General features: G+C 70.7%; 26 protein-coding genes. 14 read left to right on the forward strand and 12 right to left on the reverse strand.

Going from position 1 to position 25,242, the window contains the following annotated elements; genetic code table 11:
* Window positions 1-3: 3 nt before the first annotated feature.
* Window positions 4-1,203 carry a CaiB/BaiF CoA-transferase family protein gene (locus AB0I81_RS07850; RefSeq protein ID WP_360651746.1) on the reverse strand — a complete coding sequence of 400 codons (1,200 nt, stop codon included), beginning with the start codon at window positions 1,201-1,203 and terminating at the stop codon, window positions 4-6.
* A 142-nt stretch (window positions 1,204-1,345) separates the two neighbouring features.
* On the opposite strand from AB0I81_RS07850, the gene AB0I81_RS07855 reads away from it, so the two are divergent.
* The 4 genes from AB0I81_RS07855 to AB0I81_RS07870 are packed head-to-tail and all read left to right on the forward strand — an operon-like array spanning window position 1,346 to window position 3,768.
* Window positions 1,346-2,056, forward strand: a complete 711-nt coding sequence (locus tag AB0I81_RS07855; protein ID WP_360651749.1) for a GntR family transcriptional regulator — start codon at window positions 1,346-1,348, stop codon at window positions 2,054-2,056.
* On the forward strand, window positions 2,056-2,445 hold the full coding sequence (locus AB0I81_RS07860) for a MaoC family dehydratase N-terminal domain-containing protein (protein WP_360651752.1): 390 nt from the start codon (window positions 2,056-2,058) through the stop codon (window positions 2,443-2,445). The genes AB0I81_RS07855 and AB0I81_RS07860 overlap by 1 nt, the downstream gene beginning before the upstream one ends.
* Before the next feature lies 1 nt (window position 2,446).
* On the forward strand, window positions 2,447-2,845 hold the full coding sequence (locus tag AB0I81_RS07865; protein WP_360651755.1) for a MaoC/PaaZ C-terminal domain-containing protein: 399 nt from the start codon (window positions 2,447-2,449) through the stop codon (window positions 2,843-2,845).
* Window positions 2,845-3,768 carry a U32 family peptidase gene (locus tag AB0I81_RS07870; protein WP_360651758.1) on the forward strand — a complete coding sequence of 308 codons (924 nt, stop codon included), beginning with the start codon at window positions 2,845-2,847 and terminating at the stop codon, window positions 3,766-3,768. The genes AB0I81_RS07865 and AB0I81_RS07870 overlap by 1 nt, the downstream gene beginning before the upstream one ends.
* On the opposite strand, the gene AB0I81_RS07875 is transcribed toward AB0I81_RS07870, so the two are convergent.
* Window positions 3,765-4,838: a class I SAM-dependent methyltransferase gene (locus tag AB0I81_RS07875; protein WP_360651761.1), complete on the reverse strand. Its 1,074-nt coding sequence runs from the start codon at window positions 4,836-4,838 to the stop codon at window positions 3,765-3,767. The genes AB0I81_RS07870 and AB0I81_RS07875 overlap by 4 nt on opposite strands.
* Before the next feature lie 132 nt (window positions 4,839-4,970).
* Here AB0I81_RS07875 and AB0I81_RS07880 point away from each other — a divergent pair, with 132 nt between their 5' ends.
* Both AB0I81_RS07880 and AB0I81_RS07885 read left to right on the forward strand, forming a co-directional pair.
* Window positions 4,971-6,407: an aldehyde dehydrogenase family protein gene (locus AB0I81_RS07880; RefSeq protein ID WP_360651764.1), complete on the forward strand. Its 1,437-nt coding sequence runs from the start codon at window positions 4,971-4,973 to the stop codon at window positions 6,405-6,407.
* A gap of 15 nt (window positions 6,408-6,422) precedes the next feature.
* The gene (locus AB0I81_RS07885) at window positions 6,423-7,298 is read left to right on the forward strand and encodes a tetratricopeptide repeat protein (protein WP_360651767.1); all 876 of its coding nucleotides are present in this window, start codon (window positions 6,423-6,425) and stop codon (window positions 7,296-7,298) included.
* A gap of 288 nt (window positions 7,299-7,586) precedes the next feature.
* Here AB0I81_RS07885 and AB0I81_RS07890 read toward each other — a convergent pair whose 3' ends face one another.
* The 5 genes from AB0I81_RS07890 to AB0I81_RS07910 all read right to left on the reverse strand — a co-directional run bounded on the left by AB0I81_RS07890 (window position 7,587) and on the right by AB0I81_RS07910 (window position 11,204).
* Window positions 7,587-8,729 carry an alpha/beta fold hydrolase gene (locus tag AB0I81_RS07890; protein WP_360651770.1) on the reverse strand — a complete coding sequence of 381 codons (1,143 nt, stop codon included), beginning with the start codon at window positions 8,727-8,729 and terminating at the stop codon, window positions 7,587-7,589.
* 84 nt (window positions 8,730-8,813) lie between these two features.
* Window positions 8,814-9,215, reverse strand: a complete 402-nt coding sequence (locus AB0I81_RS07895) for an RNHCP domain-containing protein (RefSeq protein ID WP_360651773.1) — start codon at window positions 9,213-9,215, stop codon at window positions 8,814-8,816.
* A gap of 1 nt (window position 9,216) precedes the next feature.
* Window positions 9,217-9,528 (reverse strand): RNHCP domain-containing protein, encoded by a 312-nt coding sequence (locus tag AB0I81_RS07900; protein WP_360651776.1) that lies wholly within the window; start codon window positions 9,526-9,528, stop codon window positions 9,217-9,219.
* Between the two features lie 286 nt (window positions 9,529-9,814).
* Window positions 9,815-10,483: a class F sortase gene (locus AB0I81_RS07905; RefSeq protein WP_360651779.1), complete on the reverse strand. Its 669-nt coding sequence runs from the start codon at window positions 10,481-10,483 to the stop codon at window positions 9,815-9,817.
* Between the two features lie 196 nt (window positions 10,484-10,679).
* Window positions 10,680-11,204 carry a hypothetical protein gene (locus AB0I81_RS07910; RefSeq protein WP_360651782.1) on the reverse strand — a complete coding sequence of 175 codons (525 nt, stop codon included), beginning with the start codon at window positions 11,202-11,204 and terminating at the stop codon, window positions 10,680-10,682.
* Between the two features lie 221 nt (window positions 11,205-11,425).
* Between AB0I81_RS07910 and AB0I81_RS07915 the strand changes: the two genes are divergently transcribed.
* The gene (locus AB0I81_RS07915; RefSeq protein ID WP_360651785.1) at window positions 11,426-12,235 is read left to right on the forward strand and encodes an MBL fold metallo-hydrolase; all 810 of its coding nucleotides are present in this window, start codon (window positions 11,426-11,428) and stop codon (window positions 12,233-12,235) included.
* Between the two features lie 4 nt (window positions 12,236-12,239).
* Here AB0I81_RS07915 and ligD read toward each other — a convergent pair whose 3' ends face one another.
* Window positions 12,240-13,241 carry a non-homologous end-joining DNA ligase gene (gene ligD, locus AB0I81_RS07920; RefSeq protein WP_360651788.1) on the reverse strand — a complete coding sequence of 334 codons (1,002 nt, stop codon included), beginning with the start codon at window positions 13,239-13,241 and terminating at the stop codon, window positions 12,240-12,242.
* Window positions 13,242-13,590: 349 nt separating this feature from the next.
* On the opposite strand from ligD, the gene msrB reads away from it, so the two are divergent.
* The gene (gene msrB, locus AB0I81_RS07925; protein ID WP_360651791.1) at window positions 13,591-13,992 is read left to right on the forward strand and encodes a peptide-methionine (R)-S-oxide reductase MsrB; all 402 of its coding nucleotides are present in this window, start codon (window positions 13,591-13,593) and stop codon (window positions 13,990-13,992) included.
* Window positions 13,993-14,177: 185 nt separating this feature from the next.
* On the opposite strand, the gene AB0I81_RS07930 is transcribed toward msrB, so the two are convergent.
* A complete protein-coding gene (locus AB0I81_RS07930) occupies window positions 14,178-14,951 on the reverse strand; it encodes a hypothetical protein (protein ID WP_360651794.1) in 774 nt (257 codons plus the stop codon).
* A 297-nt stretch (window positions 14,952-15,248) separates the two neighbouring features.
* Here AB0I81_RS07930 and AB0I81_RS07935 point away from each other — a divergent pair, with 297 nt between their 5' ends.
* Genes AB0I81_RS07935 through AB0I81_RS07945 form a run of 3 tightly spaced genes read left to right on the forward strand, consistent with a single transcriptional unit; the run spans window position 15,249 to window position 18,431 of the window.
* Window positions 15,249-16,154, forward strand: a complete 906-nt coding sequence (locus AB0I81_RS07935; protein WP_360651797.1) for an ABC transporter ATP-binding protein — start codon at window positions 15,249-15,251, stop codon at window positions 16,152-16,154.
* A gap of 10 nt (window positions 16,155-16,164) precedes the next feature.
* A complete protein-coding gene (locus tag AB0I81_RS07940) occupies window positions 16,165-17,301 on the forward strand; it encodes an ABC transporter permease (RefSeq protein WP_360651800.1) in 1,137 nt (378 codons plus the stop codon).
* The gene (locus AB0I81_RS07945; RefSeq protein ID WP_360651801.1) at window positions 17,298-18,431 is read left to right on the forward strand and encodes an ABC transporter permease; all 1,134 of its coding nucleotides are present in this window, start codon (window positions 17,298-17,300) and stop codon (window positions 18,429-18,431) included. Before AB0I81_RS07940 ends, AB0I81_RS07945 begins: the two co-directional genes overlap by 4 nt.
* On the opposite strand, the gene hemQ is transcribed toward AB0I81_RS07945, so the two are convergent.
* Window positions 18,428-19,129, reverse strand: coding sequence for a hydrogen peroxide-dependent heme synthase (hemQ, locus tag AB0I81_RS07950; protein WP_360651804.1), 702 nt, complete (start codon window positions 19,127-19,129; stop codon window positions 18,428-18,430). The genes AB0I81_RS07945 and hemQ overlap by 4 nt on opposite strands.
* 5 nt (window positions 19,130-19,134) lie before the next feature.
* Window positions 19,135-20,538 carry a protoporphyrinogen oxidase gene (gene hemG / locus AB0I81_RS07955; RefSeq protein ID WP_360651807.1) on the reverse strand — a complete coding sequence of 468 codons (1,404 nt, stop codon included), beginning with the start codon at window positions 20,536-20,538 and terminating at the stop codon, window positions 19,135-19,137.
* A gap of 122 nt (window positions 20,539-20,660) precedes the next feature.
* Here hemG and AB0I81_RS07960 point away from each other — a divergent pair, with 122 nt between their 5' ends.
* Complete coding sequence (locus AB0I81_RS07960; protein WP_360651810.1) at window positions 20,661-21,593, forward strand: DUF4349 domain-containing protein; 933 nt, start codon at window positions 20,661-20,663, stop codon at window positions 21,591-21,593.
* A gap of 116 nt (window positions 21,594-21,709) precedes the next feature.
* Here AB0I81_RS07960 and hemE read toward each other — a convergent pair whose 3' ends face one another.
* Window positions 21,710-22,702: a uroporphyrinogen decarboxylase gene (hemE, locus tag AB0I81_RS07965; protein ID WP_360652056.1), complete on the reverse strand. Its 993-nt coding sequence runs from the start codon at window positions 22,700-22,702 to the stop codon at window positions 21,710-21,712.
* Between the two features lie 610 nt (window positions 22,703-23,312).
* Here hemE and AB0I81_RS07970 point away from each other — a divergent pair.
* Together AB0I81_RS07970 and AB0I81_RS07975 are read left to right on the forward strand one after the other, a co-directional pair.
* Window positions 23,313-23,909: a DUF3000 domain-containing protein gene (locus AB0I81_RS07970; protein ID WP_360651813.1), complete on the forward strand. Its 597-nt coding sequence runs from the start codon at window positions 23,313-23,315 to the stop codon at window positions 23,907-23,909.
* 45 nt (window positions 23,910-23,954) lie between these two features.
* Window positions 23,955-25,181, forward strand: coding sequence for a ribonuclease D (locus AB0I81_RS07975; RefSeq protein WP_360651816.1), 1,227 nt, complete (start codon window positions 23,955-23,957; stop codon window positions 25,179-25,181).
* Window positions 25,182-25,242 lie beyond the last annotated feature (61 nt).

Here is a 25,242-nt window from a genome sequence, read left to right on the forward strand (position 1 = left end):
CTCCTAGGGGGTGGGGGATTGGGCCGCCGCGCCGTCGGCGAGCAGCCGGTCGATCTCCTGCTCGGTCAGGCCGCATTCGCGCAGCACCTCGACGGTGTCCGCGCCGAGCGGCGGTCCCGCGGGGCCGCGCCTGGTGGGAGTGGCCGAGAAGCGCATGGCCGAGCCGAGCTGGCGTACAAGGCCCATCTCGGGATGCTCGGCATCCCAGAAGAAGCCCCGCACGTTCAGGTGCTCGTCGTTGAACACCTGGGCGTAGTCGGAAATGGGGGCGCACGGTACGCCCTGCGCCTCCAGCGCGGCCACGACGTCGGCCGTGTCGCGCCGCATGGTGACCCGCTCGATGGCGGGGATCAGCTCGTGGCGCAGGCCGTGCCGGTCGTGGGCGTCGGTGTAGCGCTCGTCTTCGAGCAGTTCGGGCAGGTCGAGCGCGGTGCACAGGCCCTGCCACGTCTTGGGGGTGACGGCGCCGACCGTGCACCAGCCGTCGGCGGTGCGGATGGCCTGGTACGGCGCCGTGCTCTGGTGCGCAGAGCCGAGCGGCCCGCCGACCTCGCCGGTGGCGAAGTACTTGCCCGCCTCCCAGATGGCGAAGGAGACGGCCGACTCCAGCAGCGACACGTCCACGTGCTGGCCCTGGCCGGTCTGCGTGCGGGCGTGCAGGGCGGAGATGGCGCCGAGGGCTCCGTACAGACCGCAGACCAGGTCCGCGATCGGCACGCCGACCTTGACCGGGTCGCCGTCGGGCATGCCGGTCACGCTCATCAGGCCGCCGCGGGCCTGGGCCATGATGTCCAGTCCCGGATGGCCGGCGAGGGGGCCGTCCTGGCCCCAGCCGGAGGCGGAGACGTAGACCAGGCCCGGGTTGACCTGCTTGAGGTCGTCGTAGCCGAAGCCGAGCTTGCGCATGGCGCCGGGGCGCAGGTTCTCCACCAGCACGTCGGCGTCCCTGATCAGGCGCCGGAAGGCGGCGGCGCCGGACTCGGACTTGAGGTCCAGCGCGACCGAGCGTTTGTTCCTGTTGAGCCTGGCGAACGGCGAGCTGTGCCCGGAGGTGAAGGGGCCGATCGCGCGCACCTGGTCGCCGCCCTTGGGATTCTCCACCTTGATGACGGTCGCGCCCAGGTCGGCGAGTTGCATCGTCGCGAAGGGGGCGGCCATGAAGGCGCCGACCTCGACGACTCGAATTCCGGACAAAGGATTCATATGTTACGAAAACCTCACTTCAGCCGGGGTTGGTCTATTGTCTACAGAAGACAACTGAGCTAGACAAGAGTTCCGCCGGAAGATTCTTCGGCACTATGGCGGCAGAGACGTTGCCTGACCGCCTACGACAAGAGAGACCGCGATGCGCATCGAGGCACCCCCAAGCATGGTCCAGCTCGCCACGGAGGCACTGATGCGCATGCTGCTCAGTGGCAAGCTGCAGCCCGGCGACCGGGTGGTGGAGAACCAGCTCACCCAGGAGCTGGGCGTCAGCAGGCCCCCGCTGCGCGAGGCGATGCGGGTGCTGGAGCAGCAGGGGCTGATCACCCAGCTGCCGCGCCGCGGCGCGTTCGTCACGCAGCTCACGCTGCACGACATCTACGAGATCGTGACGCTGCGGCGGGAGCTGGAGCGGATGGCCGTGGACCTGGGCGTACCGGTACGCGAGCAGTCCCGCCTCCAGCGCTGCCACGCCGCGCTCGACCGGCACGGCGCCTGCGCGCGCTCCGGCGACTGGCTGGGCGTGCTGGAGCAGGCCGTCGAGTTCCACAGCTCGGTGATCGGGCTGTCCGGGCACCGGCGACTGGAGGAGGCCTACCGCTCGATCCAGCTCCAGATGTTGCTCTGCATGGGCATGAACCGGCAGGCCAGGTCCTCCGACGAGTCCCTGGTGGACGACTGGAACCGGCACCGCCGCCTGCTGGAGGTGATCGAGTCCGGCTCGCCGGAGGCCGTGCACGCGGAGCTGGCGGGGCACGGGGACATGACGTTCCTCGACGGCATCGAGGACAGGGTCGGCGGCCACTCCCCCGAGTCGCTGGCCTGGCTGAAACGGGTCAGAGAAGGAGACTGATGATCGAGGTGCTGCAGGAGGCGGTCGGCTGGACGGGTCCCGCGCGCGAGGACGTCGTCGAGCGGCGCCATCTGGACTTCTACCGGCACGCGATCGGGGACACCTCGGACGAGGTGCCGCCCACGTTCACGGCGTGCTTCCTCGACGAGCCGCCTTCGTTGCCGGCCGCCGGATCGTACGGGTCCGGCTGGCTGAACGGCGGTGACCGGTTCGAGTACCACGCGCCGCTGCGCGTGGGCGACGTGCTCCTGTCGCGGTCCCGCTTCACCGGGGTCGTGGAGAAGAGCGGGAAGTCGGGGACGATGGCGTTGCTGACGTTCGAGACGGAGTTCCGCCGGCCGGATGGCGAGCTGGTGGTCAAGCACATCGGCACCCGGATCAGGAAATAACATGATTCCTCCCCTCCCCGAGACCGCGACGCTCACCGAGACCACGACCCTGCGGCGGCTGGTCGAGTACGCCGGCGCCTCGGGCGACTTCTACGACATGCACTACGATCTCGACTTCGCCCGCTCGCTGGGTCATCCTGAACTGGCCGTGCACGGCCTGCTCAAGGCCGCCTACCTGGGCCGGCTCGTCACCGAGTGGCTGGACGGGCGGGGCCGGCTGGCCGCGCTGGAGGTCAGCTACCGCGGCATGGACTTCCGCGACCGGCCGCACACGTGCCACGGTCAGGTGGTGTCCACGGACGGGAACCGGGCGGAGCTGGAGCTGTGGGGCGAGGACTTCACGGGCCGGCGCACCACGCTCGGGCGCGCCGAAGTGATCTATGACGAGGAGACCCCCTGATGACCAGCCTTGCCGACCTCGACGCCCTGATGGCCCGGCTCGGGCACCCGGTTGTGCGGGCGCCCGTGACGACCGCGTCCCGGTTCGCCGACGGGGCGCCGTACCGGTTCGAGATCCCCAGCGTCGAGGGGCCCACGGTGCTGGAGGCCGTGGTCGCGGAGGCCGACCGGCTCGGCGTGCCGGTCACGCGGACCTCGCAGGGCAGCGGCGTGATGATGCTGAGCGACGACGAGATCACCCGCATGGCGCGGATCGGGGCCGAGCGCGGCATCGAGGTCAACCTGTTCCTCGGGCCGCGGGCCGCCTGGGACACCGGCGGCCAGGCCAAGCTCACGCAGGCCGTGGGCGCGGCGGCGCGCGGCAACGCGATGGTGGCCGCCTGCCTGGCGGACGCGCTGCGGGCCTGTTCGCTGGGCATCCGCAGCCTGCTCGTGGGCGACCTGGGCACGCTGGAGGCGCTGCGCGAGCTGAAGGCGGACGGTACGCTGCCGGCGAACCTGGTGCTCAAGACGTCGGTGCTGATGCCGCTCACCAACGGCCCCACCGCGGCGGTCTACGAGCGGCTCGGGGCCACGACCGTGAACGTCGGCACGGATCTCACCGTGCCGCAGCTCGCCGAGATCAGGGCCGCGACCTCCCTGCCGATCGACCTCTATCTGGAGGTGCCGGATGATCAGGGCGGGTTCGTACGCTTCTACGAGGCGGTCGAGATCGTCCGGGCCGCCGCGCCGGTCTACCTGAAGATGGGGCTGCGCAACGCGCCCAACATCTACCCCTCCGGCTCCCACCTCGGGGTGGTGCCGAAGGAGCTGGGCCGGGAGCGGGTGCGGCGGGCCGCGCTCGTACGGCACCTGATCGAGCAACTCGACCCCGACCTGGGCAAGCCGTCCGAGACCTCCGACCTCGGCGTGCCCGAGCTCTAGGCGCGCAGGCGGTGGACCCTCAGCGGTCCGCCGCCGTACCGGCCGATCGCCTCCTCGTCGGCGAAGGCCAGCACCCGCATCATGTTGCCGCCGTCGCTGCGGTCCACGTTGCGGCGCAACCGCGCGGCCAGGCCGGCGGGCAGGTTGGTGGTGCCGGCCTCGATCGTGTCCCCGTAGTGCGGGGCGAAGGCGACCCCCGCGAAGCCGGTACGGGCCAGCAGCGTGCGCACGGTCCGGGAGGAGTAGAACATCAGGTGGTTCTTGGTGAAGCCGGACCACCCCGCGCCGTACGCCTTCAGCAACAACGAGCGGGCGTTCACGGTCAGGATGAGCAGCACCCCGCCGGGCGCCAGCAGGCCGCGGAAGCGCTCGAAGTCCTCCAGCGGCCTGGGCAGGTGCGCGAGCACCGACCAGAGCGTGATCACGTCGAAGCCGCCCGCGGCGATCTCCGGCACGTCCTGGGGCGCGCCGAAGTAGGTACGGGCCCTGCTGAGCCGCTCGTTGGCCTGCTCCACCGACTCCGGCGACAGGTCCACCCCGTAGGCGTCGAAGCCGCGCTGCTCGGCCAGCTCCAGGAACAGCCCGACGCCGGAGCCGAAGTCGAGCAGCCGGCGCTCCTTGCCCTCGTCGAACACCGGCGAGAAGGCCCGCATGGTCAGGTCGTAGCGGCGTTGCCGGTTGGCGGCGTACTTGCCGGTCAGGAAGTTGCTGTAGCCGGTGGAGTACAGGTCGCCGAGGCGTTCCGGGCGCACGTTCGGGTTGCGGTAGAGGAAGCCGCAGGAGGGGCAGCGTACGACGTGGTAGCGCCAGCCGTTGCCGCCGGTGGGCTCGTACAGGGGCTGCTGGCGGGACTCCCCGCACATCATGCAGCTCAGGAACTCCTCGATCTCGCCCAGCGGGCGTGCCTGCTGGTAGGCGGCGAGAGGCAGGACCGGCGCCCGGCTGATCAGGTAGCGCCACTGCGCCTCGCGCATGAGGCGCTCCCCCGGACGGACGTAGACGCGCTGCCCCCAGGGGACGCGGTCATAACGGGAGCCGTACGCCAGCCGGCCGAGCAATCTGCGCGCCATCGCCATTCCCCATCACCCTTTTTCGCGTTAGTGCCCCGATCGGTCCCGGCTAAGCGTGTGCGTCCGTGCGCTTTGCGTGATCTTGGGGAAGGAGGCTGGCCGGGCTATTTGAGCAAGCATATGCTTGGGAACATGCCTGAGTACCGCAACCTCATCGGCGGCGAGCTGGTCTCCGCCGCGCGCACGATGAACACGGTCAATCCGGCCACCGGCGAGGTATGGGCGCAGATCCCGGCGAGCGGCGCGGCCGAGGCCGAGGCGGCCGTCGAGGCGGCCGGGCGCGCCTTTCCCGCCTGGGCGGCGCTGCCGGCCATGGCCAGGGCGCACTTCCTGCGCAAGGTGTCGGAGTTGTTCGGCCGGCACGCCGAGGAGCTGGCCAGGCTGGAGACCCGCGACAACGGCCGGATCCTGCGCGACACGCTGAAGCGGGACCTGCCCGGAATGGCCTATCTCTGGCAGCTCGCCGCCGGACAGTGCCTCGACGCGGTCAAGGGTGACACAGTGATCCTGGGGCCCGACACGATGGGGCTGACGCGGCGGGAGCCGTACGGGGTGGCGGTCTGCATCATCCCGTGGAACTCCCCCATCTCGACCTTCTCCGCCAAGGCCGCGTACGCGCTGGCCGCCGGCAACACGGTGATCGTCAAACCGGCCGAGCAGGCCAGCGCGTCCGTGCTGCGGCTGGGCGAACTGCTGGCCGAGGTGTTTCCGCCCGGCGTGCTGAACATCGTCAGCGGCCTGGGCGAGGAGGTCGGCGACGCCCTCGTACGGCACCGCGGCGTCGGCAAGATCAGCCTCACCGGCTCCACCGCCACCGGCCAGGCCATCACGCGGGCCTCGGCCGACGCGCTCAAGCCGATGACGTTCGAGCTGGGCGGCAAGTCGCCCAACATCGTCTTCCCCGACGCCGACCTGGACGCCTCCACCCAGGGCGTCACGGTGAACTCCGTCTACACGGGCAACGCCGGGCAGGTGTGCGTGGCGGGCTCGCGCATCCTCATCCACCGCTCGATCTGGGCGGAGATGCTCGCGCGCATCGAGCGCGCCTGCGCGGGCCTGGTCCTGGGCGATCCACTGGACCTGGCGACCACGATGGGGCCGATCGTGTCCGAGGGCCAGTACGAGCACGTCACCTCCTACCTGGACCTGGCCGAGAAGGAGGGCGCGAAGCTGGTCTTCGGCGGCGGCAGCGGGGCGGACGTGGTGCCCGCGCTGCCCGGCGGCTACTGGGTGGCGCCCACGCTCTACACCAGCGAGGACAACTCGCTGCGGGTGTGCCAGGAGGAGATCTTCGGGCCGGTGGCGGTGGCCATCCCGTTCTCGACCGAGCAGGAGGCGGTGGAGATCGCGAACGACTCGCGCTACGGGCTGGCGGCCGGCGTGTGGACGCGTGACCTGGGCCGCGCGCACCGTCTGCTGCGCGATCTGCGCAGCGGCACGGTCTGGGTGAACACCTTCCGCCAGATGCCGCCCGGGCTGCCGTTCGGCGGGGTCGGGGACAGCGGGTACGGCCACGATTCGGTCCTGGAATACACCCGCGAAAAGGCAGCCGTTATCCAGATCTTGTAGATAGATTTACCCCTCATGGACGAGGTGATCAAGGATCATTCCGGGCTGTCCGAACCGGCCGCGCAGTCCCGGGCCTCGGTGCTGCGCAGCCGGGCCGAGTCGTACATCGCCCTTGCGCGGCACGACGCCGCGATCGCGGACCTGACGGAGTCGATCACGCTGGCGCCGGACAACGCCCGTGCCTGGCGGTTGCGCGGGGAGAGCCACCGGATGATCGAGCGGTACGAGGTGGCGCTGGAGGATTTCGGCGAGGCGTTGCGGCTGGAGCCGGACAGCGCGTACGCACTGGGCTCGCGCGGCCAGACCTACGCCGCCATGGACCGGCTGGAAGAGGCCATGGACGACTTCGAGCACGCGCTCACCCTGGCTCCCGACTCGTTGTGGATCCTGGAGGCCAAGGCGGACGCGCTGGTGGACCTCGACCGGCTGGACGAGGCGCTGGCCGAGCACTCCAAGATCATCGCGCTGGACGAGGAGCTGGCGTACTCGTGGGTGGCCCGTGGGGACCTGTACCAGCGCATGAACCTGTACACGGAGGCGATCGACGACTACGCCAAGGCCCTGGAGGCTGAGCCGGACCACGTACGGGCGCTGAGCAGGAGGGGTGAGGCGCTGCGCATGTCCGACCGTTACGAGGAGGCGCTCGCCGACCTGAGCCGGGCGCTGGAGCTGGATCCCGGCAATGACCGCGCGCTGGGCAGCCGGGGTGCGGTACTGAGCGAACTGGGTGACAACGAGGCGGCGCTGAAGGATCTGGATGCGGCCATTGAGCTGGATCCCGAGTATGTCTGGGCGTTCCGGGTGCGTGGTGAGATTCTTCAGGAGCTGGAACGGCACGAGGAGGCCATCGCCGACTTCACCCGCGCCCTACACCTGGACTACGGCGACTGACTCCACAACCCATCCCAGAACCAACGGCCAACCGCCCCCGCAACCCCCAACCCCGCGCCCCTGACCCCGGGGTCTCGCGACCCGGGGTCTCGCGGCCCTGCGACCCCAGGGCCCCGGCGGCCCTGGGGACCCCAGGGGACCCCACGGCCCTGCAACGCGGGAGGCCCGCGACCCCACGGCCCTGCAACTCCGCACCCCTGGAACCCGGGGTTCCGCGGCCCTGCGGCTCCGGAGGACCCCGCGACTCCGCGGTCCTGCGGTCCCGCGACCCAACGATCCCGTCCCGGGCTAGGGGCGTCCGGCTGCCTCGGCCAGCCACTCCAGGGCCGAGGGTCCCCCGGCTCCGAGGACGGAGATGTGGCCCTCGCCGGGCAGCAGGCGCAGCTCAGCCGTGGGGCAGCGGTCGGCCAGCCATCTGCCGTGCGCATGCGGTACGACCCGGTCCCTGTCGCCGTGCACGAGCAGGATCGGGGCGGTGACCACGGCTGGGTCGCAACCCCACGGGGTGGCGTAGGCGACGTCGTCGTCGATCGCCCCGCCAGGGCCTCCCGACACCGCGGGGCCGACCACGCTGTCGAACCAGGACCACTCACCCCGCAGCGCCGCATGGTCTTCCGGGGTGAACATCTCCGGGTCGTATTCGGCTGTGGCCTCGTGACGCTCCCTCGCCGCGCGCCCTTCGCAGGCGGCACGCAGGGCGGCCTCGCCCGTGGGCGTCATGCCCGCAAACCAGTCGAACCCGCCGCCACCGGCCACCCCCGAACGGCCCGTCAGGCGGTCGGTGTCGCGCTGCGCCGGAGCCCCGCTCCGGCCGGCTGTGGCTGCTGACGATGCCGAAGTCTGGAGCCGGTCGGCGGTAGCTGACGGTGCAGGAGCCTGGAGCCGGTCGCCGGTGGCTGACCGTGCCGAAGCCTCGGTCCGATCGGTGGCTGCTGACGCTAACGGAGCCTGGAGCCGGTCGGCGGTAGCTGACGGTGATGGAGTCTGGGGCCGGTCGGTGGCTGCTGACGGTGTCGGGGGCCCGGTCGGGGCGGATGGGTCGCGGGGGGCCAGGCCGGCGATGCTTATCGCGGCCAGGACGCGGGTGCCCAGGAGGGCGGCGGAGGCCAGGGCGTGGGAGCCGCCGCCCGAATGGCCCATGACGGCGAACCTCTCCAGGCCGAGCGCGTCGGCGACGTGCCTGGCCCAGGCCGCCGACAAGGCCAGGTTGCGGCCGGGGGCGGCGGTGGAGCCGCCGTAGCCGGGGCGGTCGTAGGACACCCAGCGCAGGCCGAGACGGTCGGCGGTGTCGAAGAGGGGCTCGGGGGGCGAGCCGATGTTGGGCGTGCCGTGATGCCACAGGACCGGGAGGCGACCGGTGTCACCGGGAGCCGTGTCGTACACGCGTAGCCTCCGGCCGCCACCGAGAGCAAGCTCGAACTCCTTCGCCATGGCGAGGAGCCTAGCTTTCGTGTCCGACAGAATCGCCGGCCTCGACCCGGGACCGTGTGGGACGGCCCCGGGCGAAGCCGGCGATCACAGGGCCAGCAGGGCGCTGACCGGCAGGCGGGTGTCCGACAGCGGGCGGATGGCGATGCGCAGCAGCGCCAGCGCGTTGTCGTCGCCCGCGATGCGGTTGGCACTGAGCCCGCCGCACGACTGGCAGTCGTGGATGATCAGCCACTCCCCGTCCCGCCGGACGGTGACGCTCAGCGCCGCCATCCGGCCCCGGCAGCCCGCCCGCCGATCCCCCGGGATCCGGTGGTCGACGTGCAGGCTCGTCAGGCAGTGCGGGCAGTGGTTGCGATGCGCGGTGCCCGGCGCGATCATCGGCACGTCCATCCGGCAACCGACGCAGCGGAACGCGTCGCCGGACTCCGTGTGATGTGTCTTCTTGCGTTGTTGCGGCCGTTCCCGGCCCGGTTTTCTCCTGGGCATGTCAGAGATCCCCGAACGCCTCTAGCGGGAACGGCGGTTGCGCCAGCGGCCGTACGGCCATGCGCATGAGGATGAGCTGGTTGTCGTCCCCGCAGATGGGGTTCGACGTCAGCTCGCCGCAGCGGGTGCAGCGGTGAATGAGCATCCACTCCCCCGTGCGCAGTACGGCGATCGAGATGGGGATCATCCGTGAACTGCACTCGTCGCGTACGTGCAGCGAGTGCAGGCAGCTCGGGCAGTGGTTGCGGCGTGCGCCGTCGGGCGCGTGCGCGGCCACGGTCAGGCCGCAGCGTACGCACTGGAATGTTTCCATGCTCGCGATGGAGCTGGGTTTGCCGTTGGTGGACAACCTGGGTACTCCTTGCCGGAATGGTCATTCAGGACAGCAAGGGAGCCCTAGCGTGCCTCGCGGGCATGCCGGTGGTTCTAGACGTGTCTCAAGGGCAGGATCCGCCTGTCGCACAGCAGCGAGACGCGCTGGGCGTGGTGCCAGGCATAAATCCCCCTCCTTCGACGGGCATGACAGCCCGGATGCTTGAGCCAACGGACAGAACCGAGCGTAACCGGACGGGATGACCGCCCGCCAATGGTTTTCGCCCTCATGATCCGGCGAGCCGGTACGGGGCCGCGAGATGGGCGTACACGATCGTGTTGTCCTCGTAGCTGTGCGCCCGCCGATCGAACGCGCCACCGCAGGTCACCAGCCGCAACCCCGGGTAGCTGAGCTTGGCGTAGACCTTTTTGGCGGGGAAGGCCCGTTTCGAGATGTGCTCGACCCGGTCCACGACGAAGACGGCCACCGACCGGTCGGCGCGCAGCACCTGGACCTGGGCGCCGCGCCTGACGTCCTTGAGCCTGGCGAACACGGCCGGGCCGGTCCTGGTGTCCAGGTGGCCGGTGATCACGGCGGCGCCGCGCTGCCCGGGTACGGGGCCGTAGCGGTACCAGCCGGCCTGGTTCGGCGGGTCGAACGGCGGGTTCTGGATCGCGCCCTTCGCGTCCAGCCCCAGCTCCATCAGCGGCGCGGCCACGCCGATGGAGGGGATGTAGACGGCGGTGGGGCGGGCGGCCTTCATGGGCTTGGCCCTTTTGCCGGTTCCGGACAGCGGCAGGTCCTTGAGCGGCACCGTGGGAGCGGCCTGCCGGGCCGCCGGTACGGGCTCCGGCTCTCCACCGCCGAGCACACCGCCGATCCCGAGCCCGATCAGCAACACCCCGCCCAGCGACACGACCGCCGCCCCGCCCAGAACCAGCCGGTGACCCGGCACACGTCCGCTCGCCGCCGCAGCCGTGTTCCCCTGCACACGTCCGCTCGCCGCCGCAGCCGTGTTCCCCTGCACACGTCCCCTCGCCGCCGCAGACATGTTCCCCTGCGCCTGCCCGCTCGCCGCCGCAGACGTGTTCCCCTGCACACGTCCGCTCGCCGCCGCCGACCCGTCGCCGGGCGTCTGTCCTGGTCCGCGGTTAGACCACATCGTTGCGGCGGCGTACCGCGAACCCGGCCAGACCCGCGCCGGTCAGCAGCGCCGCGCCGCCCACCGCGAACGGCCACACCGGCTCCTGCGCGAGCCCGCCGCCGCCCGTCTCCGGATGCCCCTCAGGCACCCGGTGCTCATCCTCCCCGGCCGGCCGCCACGGAGGTACGTCCTTCTGCGGCCAGGAATCCTGCGGTACGGGCGCGCTCGACCAGGACTCGTTGTCACTGGGCGCACTCGACCAGGAATCGTCGGGAACGGGGGCTTTCGACCAGGACTCGTCAGGCGCGAGGCCACCTGACCAGGAATCATCCGGTGCGTGGCCGCCTGACCAGGAATCGTCCGGTTTCTGGCCGCCTGACCAGGAATCATCGGAAGAGGAGTCGCAGAGGATCGGCAGCGGGAGCAGGCAGGTGGCGGCCGTGCCGGGGATCTGGGGGCCGGAGTCGGCCGAGGCCGGGCCGCCGAGAAGGCCCGCGCCCAGGCTCACGCCCGCCACCACGAAGGCGGTCACCGCTCCAGCCGCTGCGAGACGTCGCGCTCTTGCCATGAGAAGGCTCCAGACTCGGTTGTCGCCCCCCGATGCACAAGAGAGCCTTGCGAATTATTGGACCGCGAGTCAAGTAATGTGACCGAAGTGAAACCGTCCAGATACGGAGGGTTTGGGCGCGGATCAACGTGGCAGGAAATACCCCACGAAAGGGGACAAAAGCCATAAGCATCCGAGGTGATCACGTGAAAGGAAGCCTGCAGTTCATCGGGAACGCCACCACGCTGATCCGCTACAACGGCTTCACGCTGCTGACCGATCCCAACTTCCTGCGCCGGGGGCAACGGGCGTACCTGGGCTACGGCCTGTCCTCGCCCCGCCTCACCGACCCCGCCATGGAGATCGGGGACCTGCCGCCGCTGGACGCGGTGCTGCTGTCCCACCTGCACGGCGACCACTGGGACCGGGTGACGCGCAGGAACCTGGACAAGGACACACCGGTCATCACGACCACGGCGGCGGCCGGCCGGCTGCGCCGCCGGGGCTTCCGGCGGAGCGTGGGCCTGCGGAACTGGCAGCAGCACGAACTGCGCGGCCCCGGCGGAACCGTCAAGATCACCGCCGTGCCCGCCAAACACGCGCCCGGCCCCGCCGAGGCGCTGCTGCCGCCGGTGATCGGCACGATGGTGGAGTTCTGCAACACCGACGAACGGGTCGAACTACGCCTGCACATCAGCGGCGACACGCTGCTCGACCGCCGCCTGGACTCCATCCCGCGCCGCTTCCCCGACATCGACCTGGCCATCGTGCACCTGGGCGGGACCAAGCTGCTCGGTTCCATGCTCGTGACCATGGACGGCGAGCAGGGCGCCTCCTGGGTGGACCTGATCAACCCGCACGCGGTCGTGCCGGTCCACTACGACGACTACGCCGCTTTCAGCTCGCCGCTGGACGACTTCCGCCATCACATCGAGCAGGCCGGGCTCGCCGACCGGGTCGTCTACCTGGACCGGGGCGAGACGCGCGAACTGGCGCCGCACCACCTCGTACGGTAGCCCGTCAGGTGTCGGACCTGGCCTTGCTCGGCTGGACGCGCTTGGGCTCGCCGGGCATCTTCGGGTAGTTGGGCGGGTACGGCATGTCGCCCCTGCCGTCCTCGGCGTACAACTCCAGGAGGGGCTCGATCGAGTACGCCCGGTCGTCGATGGCCGCGTGCACGTCGCCCACCTTGGCGAAGCGGGCGGGCACCGTGCGCATGTCGAAGTCGCGCGGGTCGGCGTCCGTCAGTTCCTCCCAGGTCAGCGGGGTCGAGACGGGCGCGTGCGGCTTGGCCCTGATCGAGTACGCGCTGACGACCGTACGGTCCCTGGCGTTCTGGTTGAAGTCGATGAACACCCGGTCACCGCGCTCCTCCTTCCACCAGGCCGTGGTCACCAGGTCGGGGTCGCGCGCCTCGACGGCCCTGGCCAGGGCGATGCCGGCGTGGCGTACCTGGATGAAGTCCCAGCGCGGCTCGATGCGCACGGCGATGTGCGCGCCCCGGTTGCCCGAGGTCTTCACGAACCCGGTCAGGCCCAGGTCGGCGAGCACGTCCCTGGTCAGGAACGCGGCCCTGCGCGCGGCGTCGAACTCCAGGCCCGGCTGCGGATCCAGGTCGATGCGCAGCTCGTCGGGATGCTCGACGTCGCCGGCCCGCACCTGCCACGGGTGGAAGTCGATGGTGCCGAGGTTGGCACAGTAGGCCAGGGCCGCGACCTCGGTGACGCGCAGGGACTGCGCCGTCCGGCCGCTGGGGAAGGTCACCGTCACGGACTCGAGCCAGTCGGGGTGCTTGGGCGGCATCCGCTTCTGGTAGATCGCCTCGGTCTGCACGCCGTCGGGGTGGCGCTTGATGTTCGTGGGGCGGTCCCTGAGCGCACGCATCGCGCCCTCGCCGACGCTCACGTAGTACTCGACCAGTTCCCGCTTGGTGGCGCCGATCTCAGGAAAGTAGACCTTGTCGGGATTGGTGACCTTGACGGTCCGCTCCCCCACTTCGAGCTCTATGTACGGCGATGCCATGCCCCTGAACCTATCCCCCGCTGTCAAGCATCCGGCGGCCGACACCCCCGAGCGGGGTGGGCCCGCCCCGGAGCCACCTCGGTGGCGGGACCGAGGGCTCGACGGGACGGGCCGCTGAAGACCGTTCGCCGCCGTACCGGGCGCTGGCGCGCCACCCGGACGACCGTGGCGATCCTCGAAGCGGCGCCAGCACGGGCGTGGGCTGTGCCGCTCGGCGGGATCTGCGGACGATCTCACCCCTTGGCAGGAGGCGATGACACCCCCTTGCTTACAAAGACGCAAATTCTCCCTAGAAGGGATGCTTCACCCTCTGGAGATCTCTTTTTGCCGGATCTCGTACCCTGGTCGTATGGAAAAGGTGGTCAAGAGCGAGGCCGAATGGCGAGTCCAGCTTTCGCCCGAGGAGTTCCACGTCCTCCGGGAAGCCGGGACCGAGCGCCCGTTCTCGGGGGAGTACGTCGACACCAAGGCCGAGGGGGTCTACTCGTGCCGCGCGTGCGGGGCCGAGTTGTTCCGGTCGGACACGAAGTTCGAGTCGCACTGCGGCTGGCCGAGCTTCTTCGAGCCGTCGGAGTCCGAGGCGGTGCGCCTGATCGAGGACAACAGTCTCGGCATGGTGCGTACGGAGGTGCGCTGCGCCCGATGTGACTCGCACCTGGGACATGTCTTCCACGGCGAGGGCTACGCGACGCCGACGGACGACCGCTACTGCATCAACTCAATCTCACTCCGGCTCGAACCCAAGGGGTGATCACACAGCGACACGGCGTACTGATCGCCATCTACGGGTACGAGTGGCGCGTGCGCTTTGTCCATCTTCGCCATCGCTGGGTGACGATCGAGACCATCGGCCGCGTCGTTACACAACGGTGTGAAGTGTGCTCGAAGACGCGGGTCCGGGTCAGGTGACCCGGATTCCGCCTGCTCCGGCGCGGGTCAGCCCGGGGCCGGATGGGTGACCTTACAGCTTCGATCGAAGGAGCCGAGGATGTTGGCGAGCACCGGGTTGCCGTTCCCGCCGAACTCGGCCTGTACGAAAACCACCGGTTCGGCGATGCCGCGGCTGTGGAGATAGTCCAGCCCGCGCTCGCAGAGCGTAATCGCGGTCAGTGAATTGTCCGCGCTTTCCGGCAAATCCGTATAAATGCGCAAATATCCGCCTACGGTGCGAACGTCCCGGAGGCGTTTCAGCGCCTTGTCATCCGGGCCCCAATGCGCGCGGAAATACCGGACGGCCTGCTGATCCGTATGCCGCGAAGGACCGTCTGCCTTGAAGTCCTCTCCATCCCTCGGATCAGGGCCGCCCGCCAGCACATCCTCGGCGGCCGTCGTACCGGCCACCATCCCCGGCTCCGCCCCACCGGTCCCGCCCGGCGTGGCGGCGGCCTTCGGCGCCCCGGACCGCGGCAACCGCCGGCTCTCGGCCTCCGCGCCCACCCCGCCACGGGTCGGAGCCCCCGCATCCCCAGGCATCGCCGTCGCACCACCAGGCCCGCCCGAACCACCACGCATCGCCGTTGAGCCACCCGGCCCGACCCCGCCAGTGCCACCGTCCTGCCCGGCCCGGCCGAACGAGCCGCGTTCCTGCACACCCCCGGAACCCTGCCCCGCCGCCCCCGGCCCGCCGAAGTCCATGAAGCCGGCCAGCGCCCCGAACCCACCGAACGCTCCGAGCAACACGACACCTCCACCGGCCAGCACCACCGCCACCAACCTGCCCCTGCCCGCACGGCGTCGCGCGTGCCTACGACGGCCCGCGCCATGCCGCCCGGCCGCGTGCCGGCTGCGGCCTCGTCTCCCTGACCCTCCCACCCCGACCTCCCCCTCTCCCGCCCAGACCGTGGAACGTGCCACCCCCGCGCCGCCCACGAAAACAAGAGATTTCCCCGATTGTGACAAAGGGGATAGATCAATTCAGTTGGATCGCCAACTTGGGTCTTGCTCTTCTTTCCCGCCGCCCAGCAAACTTCGCATGTGACCGGGACCGAGATCCTGAAATGTCAGCATTTGCGAAAGACGTTCGGCGACCTCACAGCCGTTGACGACGTCAGTTTCGCCATCGAACCGGGCCAGACCTACGGCCTCCTCGGCCCCAACGGCGCAGGCAAGACCACCACGATCTCGATGATCACCGGCATTCTCGAACGCGACGGCGGCGACGTGCTCATCTCCGGCCGCCCGCACAACACCACCAGCACCTGGGGCAAGAAGCAGATCGGCTACGTCCCCCAGGACCTGGCCCTCTACCCCGACCTCAGCGCCCGCGAGAACCTGCGCTTCTTCGCCCGACTTTACGGCCTCCCCCGCGCCGGCATCCGCCCGAGAATCGAGGAGGTCCTGCAGGTCGTGGGCCTGGCCGAGCGGGCGAAGGACCCGGTCAAGGCGTATTCGGGCGGCATGAAACGCAGGCTCAACATAGGCGTCGGCCTCCTGCACGGCCCTCCCCTGCTGATCCTGGACGAGCCCACCGCCGGTGTCGACCCGCAGAGCCGCAACGCGATCCTGGAGAGCGTCTCCGCGCTGACCGGCGAGGGCGTGGCCGTCCTCTACACCACGCACTACATGGAGGAGGCCGAACGGCTCTGCGACCGCATCGGCATCATCGACCTGGGCCGCATCAGGGCCGAGGGCACCCGCAGGGAGCTGGTCGGCCTGGTGGGCGAGCTGGACCGGGTCTCGCTGACGACCGACGGGACGCGGGACGTACCGGAACTGGAAGCACTCCCCGAGGTGCGCAAGACCAGCGTGCAGGAGGGGCACCTGGAGGTGATGGTGCAGGACGCGCGCAAGGCGCTGCCCCGGATCCTGGCGGCGGCCACGGACGCGGGCGTGACCGTGCGCGCGGTCGAGGTGCACGAGCCGAACCTCGAATCGGTCTTCCTGCACCTGACCGGCAAGGCGCTGCGGGACTGACATGCGCGCGATGTTGCTCATCACCGCCAAGGACCTGCGCCAGCGGGTCAGGGACCGGTCGTTGTTGCTGATGGCGATCCTGGTGCCGTTCGGGCTGGCCGCCATCTTCAGCCTGGTCTTCGGCGACGTGGAGGACCAGCAGGCGCCCACGTTCGTAGTGGCCGACCAGGACCGCGGCCAGATCGCCACCACGTTCACCGGGCAGGCGCTGGCGCCGCTGGAGCGCCGCGGGGTGCTGAGGCTCAAGAAGGCGGGCACGGAACAGGACGCCCGAACGCTGGTCGAGCGGGGCGAGGCCGCGGCCGCGTACGTCATCCCCGCCGGATTCACCCGGGACGTGCTGAGCGGCCGGCCCGCCACCCTCCGCGTGATCGGCAACGTGAACGCGCGGATCGGCACGTTCGTGGCCCGCTCGGTGGCGGACGCGTTCGCGGCCGAGGTGCGGTACGTGCAGGTGGCGCTGGCCGTCAAGGGCGGCGGCTCCCCGCAGGAGGCCGTCGCCGTGGCCGCGCCCGTCACCCTGGAGAACCTGGCGGCCGATCGGCGTCAGCTCTCGATCGGAGAGTACCTGTCGGCCGGGATGGCGGTGTTCTTCCTGTTCTTCACGGTGCGCTTCGGGTTCAGCTCGATCCTGGACGAACGCCGCGACGGCACGCTCGCCCGCCTGCTGGCCGCGCCGATCCCCCGCGTCACGATCGCCTTCGGCAAGCTGCTCGGCGGCATCGTGGTCGGCGTCGTCAGCATGACCGTGCTGGTCGTGGCCGCCTGGCTGCTGCTGGACGCGCGGTGGGGGCACCCGGTCGGGGTGGGGCTGCTGGTGGTGGCCGGCGTGCTGGCGGCCACCGGCGTGATGGCCATGGTCGCGACCGTGGCGACCACGGCCGAGCAGGCGGGCAACGTCCATGGGGTGGTGGCGGTGCTGCTGGGCGTGCTGGGCGGCGTCTTCATCCCGATCCAGCAGATGAGCGGGGCGCTGGAGGTCCTGAGCCTGCTCACCCCGCACCGCTGGTTCCTGGAGGGGCTGGCCGACCTGCACGGCGAGAACGCGCCGATGCTGGCCACCGGGCCCACGCTGGCGCTGCTGGGGTTCGCCACGGTGACCACCGGGATCGCGCTGACCAGGCTGGGAAGGATGCTCAGGACATGACCGCCATCGCCTGGGTCAACCTGGTCAGGCTCTTCAGGGACCGCACCAACATCTTCTTCGTCATCATCTTCCCGATCATCCTGATCATGGTGCTCGGCCTGTCCTACGGCGCGGGCTTCGCGCCGCGCCTCGGCGTCGTCGGCGGCGCGGGCCCGCAGGCCGCCAGGCTGGTGACGGCCCTGGAGAGATCCGGCCAGACGTTGGTACGGGTCGGCGACGACGCCGAGGCCCGCGAACTGGTCGAAAGCGGACGCCTGGCCGCGGCGCTGATCATCCCGCCGGACTACGACCGCGCCCTGTCCCGCTACACGCGGATCGTGCTGCCCTTCGTGAGCAGGAACGAGCCGTCCGCGCTGCAAATGGGCGCCGCCGTGAGCTCAGTGGTAGGCCAGGTCACGATGCCCGCCAGGGCCGCCGCCTACGTGCGCGACGGCTCCTTCGAGCAACTCGTCGCCAGGGCCGAGGGCACCCGCGTGCCGGGCATCACCGTGTCGGCCGAAACGATCGGCAGCAGGGTCATCCCGGAGAGCGTGTCCGGCTTCGACATCGCCGCGACCTCGCAGCTCCTGCTGTTCACCTTCCTGACCTCGCTGACCGGCGCGGTGGCGCTGATCGAGACCAGGCAGCTCGGGGTGTCGCGCCGCATGTATGCCACGCCGATCTCCACCGGCCGGATCCTGCTCGGCGAGGCGGCCGGCCGGGTGGCGGTGGCGCTGGCGCAGGGCCTGATCATCATGTTCGGCTCGGCGCTGCTGTTCGGCGTGCGGTGGGGCGACCCGCTCGGCGCCGCCGCGTTGCTGCTGGTGTTCTCGCTGGTCGGCGCCGGGGCCGCGATGGTGTTCGGCGCGTCGTTCCGTACGGAGCAGCAGGCGGCCGCCCTCGGCCTGCTGACCGGGCTGGGCCTGGCCGCGATCGGCGGCGCCATGGTGCCGCTGGACCTGTTCTCCGGCACGATGCGGCAGATCGCGCACCTCACCCCGCACGCCTGGGCCCTGGACGGCTTCGCCGAGCTGCTGCGCGAGGACGGGACGGTCGTCACCGTCCTGCCGCAGCTCGGCGTGCTCGCGATCTACGCCGTCGTCCTGTTCGGGCTCGGCTCGTGGCGGCTGCGTGCCGTACTGACGCGCTAGGGCAGGGCGGCGACGAGCTCGGGCAGCGGCTTGCGGGCGCCGGTGTAGAACGGGATCTCGATGCGGGTGTGGCGGCGGGCCTGCGCGCCCCGCAGCGTACGCATGAGGTCCACGATCCGGTGCAGCTCGTCGGCCTCGAACGCGAGCATCCACTCATAGTCGTTCAGCGAGAAGCACGACACCGTGTTGGCCCGCACGTCGGGGTAGTCGCGCGCCATCTTGCCGTGCTCGGCCAGCATGGCCCGGCGCTCGGAGTCCTCCAGCAGGTACCACTCCAGGGAGCGCACGAACGGGTAGACGCTCACGTACGCCCGCGGCTCCTCCTCGGCGAGGAAGGCCGGGATGTGCGACTTGTTGAACTCGGCGGGCCGGTGCAGCGCCATCGCCGACCACACCGGCTTGGTGTGCCGGCCCAGCCGGGTGCGCCGGAACCTGGAGTAGACGTCCTGCAGGTCCTCCGACGTGGGCGCGTGCCACCAGAACATGAAGTCGGCGTCGGCCCGCAGCCCGGCGACGTCATAGACGCCCCGGGTCACGACGTCCTTGCCGGCGGCCTGGTCGAGCAGCTCCCGAACCTCCGCCGCGAGCTCGTCGCGGTCGCTCGGAACCGGCTCGGTCACCTGGAAGACCGACCACATCGTGTAACGGATCACCTGGTTGAGATCGCGGGCCTTGAGCCGCGCAGCGCCCTCTGTCATGGTGCCTATTCTCCTCGCAGGGCCAGGTGGTCCAGAATCCGGGCGGCGGCGGTGCGGGCGGTGCTGATACACGCGGGGATCCCGATGCCGTCGTAGGCCGCCCCGCACACCGCCAGCCCCGGCTGCACGGCCACGGCGGCGCGCACCCTGGCCACCCGGTCGAGGTGGCCCACGTTGTACTGCGGCAGCCCGCCGCCCCACCGCGTCACCCTCGTGTCGACCGGCAGGCCGCGCGTGCCCATGACCTCGCCCATCTCGGCCATGGCCAGCGACACCAGCTCGGCGTCGTCGCGCTGGAGCAGGTGCTCCTCGCCTACCCGGCCGATCGAACAGCGCAGGATCACCAGGTCCCTGCTCAGGTGCGGCCACTTCACCGAGCTGAACGTGACGGCCTTGACCGGCCGCCGCTCGACGGGCGGCACCAGGTAGCCGCTGGTGGCCGGCGGCTCGGGGAAGGCGTCCAGCGGGTAGGCCAGCGTGACGACGGCCATGCTCGCGTACTGGATCTTGGCCAGTTCGTCGGCGGCCTTGGGCGCCTCGGCCTTGAGCAGCCTGCTCGCGGGGGCCCCCGGGACGGCCACGATCACCGCGTCCGCCTCGATGACCTCGGGGCGCGGCACCGGTCCTGTGACCAGCCGCCAGCCGGTCTCCGTGCGGTGCAGTTCGCGCACGGTGACGCCGGTCCTGATGTCGGACTCCGACGCCTTCGCGACCGCCTCCGGCAGGCCGCCGACGCCGTTGCGCAGGGTCGTGAAGACCGGGCCCGCCTCCTTCGGTGTCTCCGCCACCAGGTGCCTGGCCGCGCTCAGCAGCGAACGTTCGGAGCGTGCCACGGCCGCCACCCGCGGCATCGTGGCCTCCAGCGAGAGCATGTCGGCCCGGCCCGCGTAGACGCCGCCGAGCAGCGGCTCGACCAGCCGGTCCACGATCTCGCCGCCCATTCTGGCGCGGATGTAGGCGGCCACGGACACGTCGGTGCGGACCAGGGTCGGCGGCAGGACCTGGTCGAGCGGCACCCGCAGCAGGCCGCCGGGCGAGACGATGCCGGACTTGGCCAGCTCGGTCAGGTCGGCGGGCACGCCCATGACCTGGCCCTTCGGCAGGTGGTGCAACGATCCCCTGCTGTAGACGGCCGAGCGGGTGGTGCCGGGGAAGACCAGGTCGTCGGCGAGGCCGACCGCCTTGGCCAGGTCCTTGCCCTCGGGCCGCCTGGCCAGCATGGCCTCCGCGCCCGCGTCCACGCTCACCCCGGCGACCTCGGAGGCGTACAACTTGCCGCCGATGCGCGGCGAGCCCTCCAGGACCGTCACCTTGATCTGCTCGCCCGCGCCCTGGCGGAGGTACCACGCGGCGGCGAGTCCGGAGATCCCCGCGCCGACGACGACCACGTGCGCCCGATTCCCTTCCACGTCTCCCGACGCTACCGTCTCTACGGCCCGGTCATCCGCTCAGGTGCCGGGCGGAGCGGCGTGTGACCGTACCGTAATTCCCCCCTGTCAAACCGGCGTGTGCCGCGAGCCGTCTTAAGGGCATGACGAGAATCCGGTACGGCGTCGCGCTATCGGCCGCCATCGCGGCCCTGCTCCTGACAGGTTGTGGCGCGGGCGGCAGTTCGGTCGCCCCGGCATCCGGCGTCGAGTCCGCCGGGCAGGGCTACGCCCGGCCCGCGCCCGAGACCGCCGACCGCGACGCCGGCGCGGCTGACCAGGCCCCCGCCGCCGAACCGACGAGCGGCAGTGGTGTCTCCGGCGTCAAGGTCACCCAGGCGCCGCGGCAGGTCATCTACACCGGAAGCATGACCGTGCGGGCCAAGCAGGTGAGCACGGCCGTCCAGCAGGCCAAGCAGATCGTCACCGAGGCGGGCGGCCACCTGTCCAAGGAGGAGACCAACTCCGCCAGCGAGACCGAGGACTCGGCCCTGCTGGAGTTCAAGATCCCGCCGCCCAGGTACGGCGAGGTGCTGGGACGGCTGGGCAAGGACATGGGCCGGCAGTTGTCCATGAACCAGAACACCCAGGACGTCACGCTCCAGGTGGCGGATGTGAACAGCCGGCTGAAGTCGGCGCAGGAGTCCCTGGAGTCGCTGCGTGAGCTGCTGAAGCAGGCGAAGACGATCGGCCAGGTGCTGGAGGTCGAGCGGGAGATCTCCTCAAGGGAGTCGGACCTGGAGTCGTTGCAGGCCCAGCAGAAGGAGCTGGCCAACCAGACCTCCATGGCCACGCTGACGCTGCGCCTGGTGGGCCCCGTGGCCACGGTGACGGATCCGGCCGAGGAGCCCGCCGGCTTCTTCGGCGGCCTGGAATCAGGCTGGGAGGCCCTGGTCTCCTTCACGAAGGTGGCGCTGACCGTGATCGGCGCACTCCTGCCCTGGCTGGCCGCCTCCCTGCCGCTGATCGCCCTGCTGGTCTGGCTGGTCCGCCGCAATCGCCCCACCGGCCCGGCAGTCCCGCCCAAGATCACCTGACAGGCGCGCACGGCGGCGGGGGATGCGTGCACTACGGCGAGCGCAGCGGGTCTCCGACACGCATGACGGCGACCCGCCCGTGGGGGTTCCCAAAAGCCTTTGATCCCGAAAAGCCCTTAAAAGGCGTGAACCAGGTCTGTGAGGCGCTTGAGCTGGTCCGGGTCGGTCGAGGGCAGCACACCGTGCCCCAGGTTGAACACATGACCCTCAGCCGCCGAGCCCTTGCTCAGCACTTCACGGGCCTTGCGCTCCACGACCTCCCACGGGGCGAGCAGGATCGCCGGGTCCAGGTTCCCCTGCAGCGCCTTCCCGGGCCCCACCCGGCGGGCCGCCTCATCGAGCGGCACCCGCCAGTCCACCCCCACCACGTCGGCCCCCGCCTCACCGAGCACCCCGAGCAGTTCCCCGGTCCCCACCCCGAAGTGGATGCGCGGCACATCGGCCACGGCCTCGAAGATGCGCCGCGTGTGCGGCAGGATGAACTCGCGGTAGTCCTGCGGCGCCACGGCCCCCACCCACGAGTCGAACAGCTGCACCGCCGAAGCCCCCGCGTCGATCTGGACGCGCAGATGGGTCAGCACGATGTCGGTCAGCCGCTCCATGAGCGCGTGCCACGACTCCGGCTCCCCGTACATCATGGCCTTGGTGCGGTCGTGGTTCTTGGACGGCCCGCCCTCGATGAGATAGGAGCCCAGCGTGAACGGCGCGCCGGCGAACCCGATCAGCGGCGTGCCGCCGAGCTCCCCGGTCAGCGCCCGGATGGCCTCGGTGACGTAGTGCACGTCGCCCGGCTCCAGCGGACGCAGCACGTCGAGCCCCTTGGCGTCGCGGATCGGGTCGGCCACGACGGGCCCGACGCCCGGCTTGATGTCGAGGTCGACGCCGATGGCCTTGAGCGGCACCACGATGTCGCTGAAGAAGATGGCCGCGTCCACGCCGTAGCGGCGGACCGGCTGCATGGTGATCTCGACGATCAGGTCGGGCGTCGCGCACGCCGTCAGCATGGGCACGCCCTCGCGGACCTTCAGGTATTCCGGCAGTGACCGCCCGGCCTGGCGCATGTACCAGACGGGAGTGTGCGGGACGGGCTGGCGGCGGCAGGCACGCAGGAACGCTGAGTCGGCGAGGTTCACCTCACCAGGGTAGTGGCTGCGGCCGAGGGCCCGCGGTGTCGGAAAAAGATGCATTGGACACCCCAAATCATGATCAGATAGCCAGATGAAGGTTTACCGGTCTGCTCGGCATCGGCACCGCACACGGGTCGAACACACCCCATGTCCGGCCAGAGAGCCGGTCTCGACTGGGCCAAATGTTGGCCAAGCCACCGCGCGGCACCGATTCAGCGACCACTTTCGGGACACGCCGAGCGCGTTGCGGGGAATTGTCAGCGGGTCGTGCCAACGTCGGAGCCACGACCCGAAGAAAGGCCCCGGTTCGATGACTCGTGCGATGACCGCGTTGTGGAGTTCCCCAGAGCGCCGCGATGAGCGCTGCCCATCCTGCGCCGGTGAGCGGCCGTTCGAGCAGCCGCCGTGCCCCGACGCGCACGAGCCGGGCCAGTGCCCCGAGTGGGCCTGCGTCGACTGCGGCTACGCGATCATGCTGGGAACCGCCGAGTCCATCCGCCCGGTTCGCCAGCTTGTTACGGCATCGGCTTGATCACGAAGGATGAGCACCCCCGTGGTCCCCTTCCGCCCGTCTTCGACCTACGCTTCGGCTATGACAGTCGGTGACCAGCCTCCGCCGCCCGCCGCGTTCGCGCGGGCCGCGGAGAGCCTGCGGCTGTCCGAGGTCAGGCCCGAGATCGAGCTTGAGGACCTGCCCGCGCCCCAGCGCCTGGCCCCCTACTCGGCCGCCATCGGCGCGTCGGTCTACCGCGACGACGACGAGCTGGCGGTGGGCCGGCTGATCCTGCTCTACGACCCCGACGGCCAGCGCGGGTGGGAGGGCCCCTTCCGGCTGGTGGCCTACGTCAGGGCCGACATGGAGCCGGAGATCACCTCCGACCCGCTGCTCGGGCCCGTCGCCTGGAGCTGGCTGACCGAGGCTCTGGAGACACATCAAGCCGACTACTCCGCCGCTGGCGGTACCGTGACAAGAGCCGTGTCCGAGGGTTTCGGCAACAAGGCCGACGATCCGGTCACGACCGAGCTCGAGCTGCGGGCCTCGTGGTCACCCGCGCAGGAGGATCTGTCCGGCCATGTCGCCGCCTGGTGCGACCTCATGTGCCTGGCTGCGGGGATTCCGCCGCTCCCGCCCGACGTGGCCGCCCTGCCCCGGCGCCGTGATGATCCGGAGAGTGACCGTACGAAGTGAGGGCCCCAGTCAAGACAGCACATGCGTCATGAGGCCGGTGAGCTCATGACAGAAGAACGCACCGTGGAGCCGCTGCTGGAACCGCGCGACGGCATACCCGCGGTCATCGCCGACGCGCGCGGGCTGGCCGAGGCGGTGGACAGGTTCGCCGCCGGCAGCGGCCCTGTGGCGGTGGACGCCGAACGCGCCTCCGGTTACCGCTACGGCAACCGCGCCTACCTCGTGCAGTTGCGTCGGGCGGGCGCGGGCAGCGCGCTGATCGATCCGATCGGCTGCCCCGACCTGTCCGCGCTCGACCAGGCCCTGGCCGGGGCGGAGATCGTGCTGCACGCCGCGTCGCAGGACCTGCCGTGCCTGATGGAGGTGGGGTTCAAGCCGCGCGAGATGTTCGACACCGAGCTGGCCGGGCGGCTGCTCGGGTACGAGCGGGTCGGGCTCGGCACGATGGTCGAGACCGTGCTCGGGCTGCGCCTGGAGAAGGGCCACTCCGCGGCCGACTGGTCCACCAGGCCGCTGCCGGAGGACTGGCTGCGCTACGCCGCGCTCGACGTGGAGGTCCTGGTCGAGCTGCGCGACGTGCTGCACCAGGAGCTGACGGAGAGCGGGAAGCTGGAGTGGGCGCGCGAGGAGTTCGCCGCCGTGCTGGGCACCCCGCCGCCGGCTCCGCGCTCCGACCCGTGGCGGCGTACGTCGGGCATCCACAAGGTGCGCAACGTGCGCGCCCTGGCCATCGTGCGCGAGTTGTGGACCATGCGAGATCGCATCGCCCGCGAGGCCGACCTGGCTCCCGGGCGGGTGCTGCCGGACGCGGCGATCGTGACCGCCGCGCTGGACGGCCCGCGCACGAAGAAGGCATTGACCGAAATTTCGGCATTCACCGGGCGAAGCGCTCGAAGGCACATGAGCGACTGGCTCGCGGCCGTGGCCAGGGCCAGGAACCTGCCCGACAACCAGCTTCCCCAGCCCAGCACGCCCGGCGACGGCCCGCCGCCGCCCAACCGCTGGGCCGACCGCGACCCGGCCGCCGCCAAACGCCTGGCCGCGGCCCGAGCCGTGGTCTCCGCGCTGGCCGACGAGCACCACATGCCCACGGAGAACCTGTTGCAGCCGGACGCGGTGCGCAGGCTGACGTGGGAGCCGCCCGCCGAGATCACCGACGAGAGCGTGACCGACCGGCTGCGGGAGCTCGGAGCCCGTGAATGGCAGCTCTCGCTGACCGCTCAGCCCATCGCCAAGGCCCTGTCCAGGCTGGAACCGCGCGGCGAGCTCTAAGCTCGGCACCGGGTGACACTCACCCGCGGTTGAGGCCCACCTGAGGTTCGCGCTACTTGAC

The sequence above is a fragment of the Nonomuraea sp. NPDC050404 genome, from assembly GCF_040655495.1.
In the GTDB taxonomy this organism is placed as follows: domain Bacteria; phylum Actinomycetota; class Actinomycetes; order Streptosporangiales; family Streptosporangiaceae; genus Nonomuraea.

Bases quoted from the DNA above. Each gene is read 5' to 3' on its own strand.
- AB0I81_RS07975 (WP_360651816.1), top strand. From the start codon at position 23,955: ATGACAGAAGAACGCACCGTGGAGCCGCTGCTGGAACCGCGCGACGGC.
- AB0I81_RS07970 (WP_360651813.1), top strand. From the start codon at position 23,313: ATGACAGTCGGTGACCAGCCTCCGCCGCCCGCCGCGTTCGCGCGGGCC.
- AB0I81_RS07885 (WP_360651767.1), top strand. From the start codon at position 6,423: ATGGACGAGGTGATCAAGGATCATTCCGGGCTGTCCGAACCGGCCGCG.
- hemQ (WP_360651804.1), bottom strand. From the start codon at position 19,129: ATGACAGAGGGCGCTGCGCGGCTCAAGGCCCGCGATCTCAACCAGGTG.
- AB0I81_RS07875 (WP_360651761.1), bottom strand. From the start codon at position 4,838: ATGGCGCGCAGATTGCTCGGCCGGCTGGCGTACGGCTCCCGTTATGAC.
- AB0I81_RS07880 (WP_360651764.1), top strand. From the start codon at position 4,971: ATGCCTGAGTACCGCAACCTCATCGGCGGCGAGCTGGTCTCCGCCGCG.
- msrB (WP_360651791.1), top strand. From the start codon at position 13,591: ATGGAAAAGGTGGTCAAGAGCGAGGCCGAATGGCGAGTCCAGCTTTCG.
- AB0I81_RS07900 (WP_360651776.1), bottom strand. From the start codon at position 9,528: ATGGAAACATTCCAGTGCGTACGCTGCGGCCTGACCGTGGCCGCGCAC.
- AB0I81_RS07865 (WP_360651755.1), top strand. From the start codon at position 2,447: ATGATTCCTCCCCTCCCCGAGACCGCGACGCTCACCGAGACCACGACC.
- AB0I81_RS07945 (WP_360651801.1), top strand. From the start codon at position 17,298: ATGACCGCCATCGCCTGGGTCAACCTGGTCAGGCTCTTCAGGGACCGC.
- AB0I81_RS07855 (WP_360651749.1), top strand. From the start codon at position 1,346: ATGCGCATCGAGGCACCCCCAAGCATGGTCCAGCTCGCCACGGAGGCA.
- AB0I81_RS07940 (WP_360651800.1), top strand. From the start codon at position 16,165: ATGTTGCTCATCACCGCCAAGGACCTGCGCCAGCGGGTCAGGGACCGG.
- AB0I81_RS07850 (WP_360651746.1), bottom strand. From the start codon at position 1,203: ATGAATCCTTTGTCCGGAATTCGAGTCGTCGAGGTCGGCGCCTTCATG.
- AB0I81_RS07960 (WP_360651810.1), top strand. From the start codon at position 20,661: ATGACGAGAATCCGGTACGGCGTCGCGCTATCGGCCGCCATCGCGGCC.
- AB0I81_RS07870 (WP_360651758.1), top strand. From the start codon at position 2,845: ATGACCAGCCTTGCCGACCTCGACGCCCTGATGGCCCGGCTCGGGCAC.
- AB0I81_RS07890 (WP_360651770.1), bottom strand. From the start codon at position 8,729: ATGGCGAAGGAGTTCGAGCTTGCTCTCGGTGGCGGCCGGAGGCTACGC.
- AB0I81_RS07860 (WP_360651752.1), top strand. From the start codon at position 2,056: ATGATCGAGGTGCTGCAGGAGGCGGTCGGCTGGACGGGTCCCGCGCGC.
- ligD (WP_360651788.1), bottom strand. From the start codon at position 13,241: ATGGCATCGCCGTACATAGAGCTCGAAGTGGGGGAGCGGACCGTCAAG.
- AB0I81_RS07895 (WP_360651773.1), bottom strand. From the start codon at position 9,215: ATGCCCAGGAGAAAACCGGGCCGGGAACGGCCGCAACAACGCAAGAAG.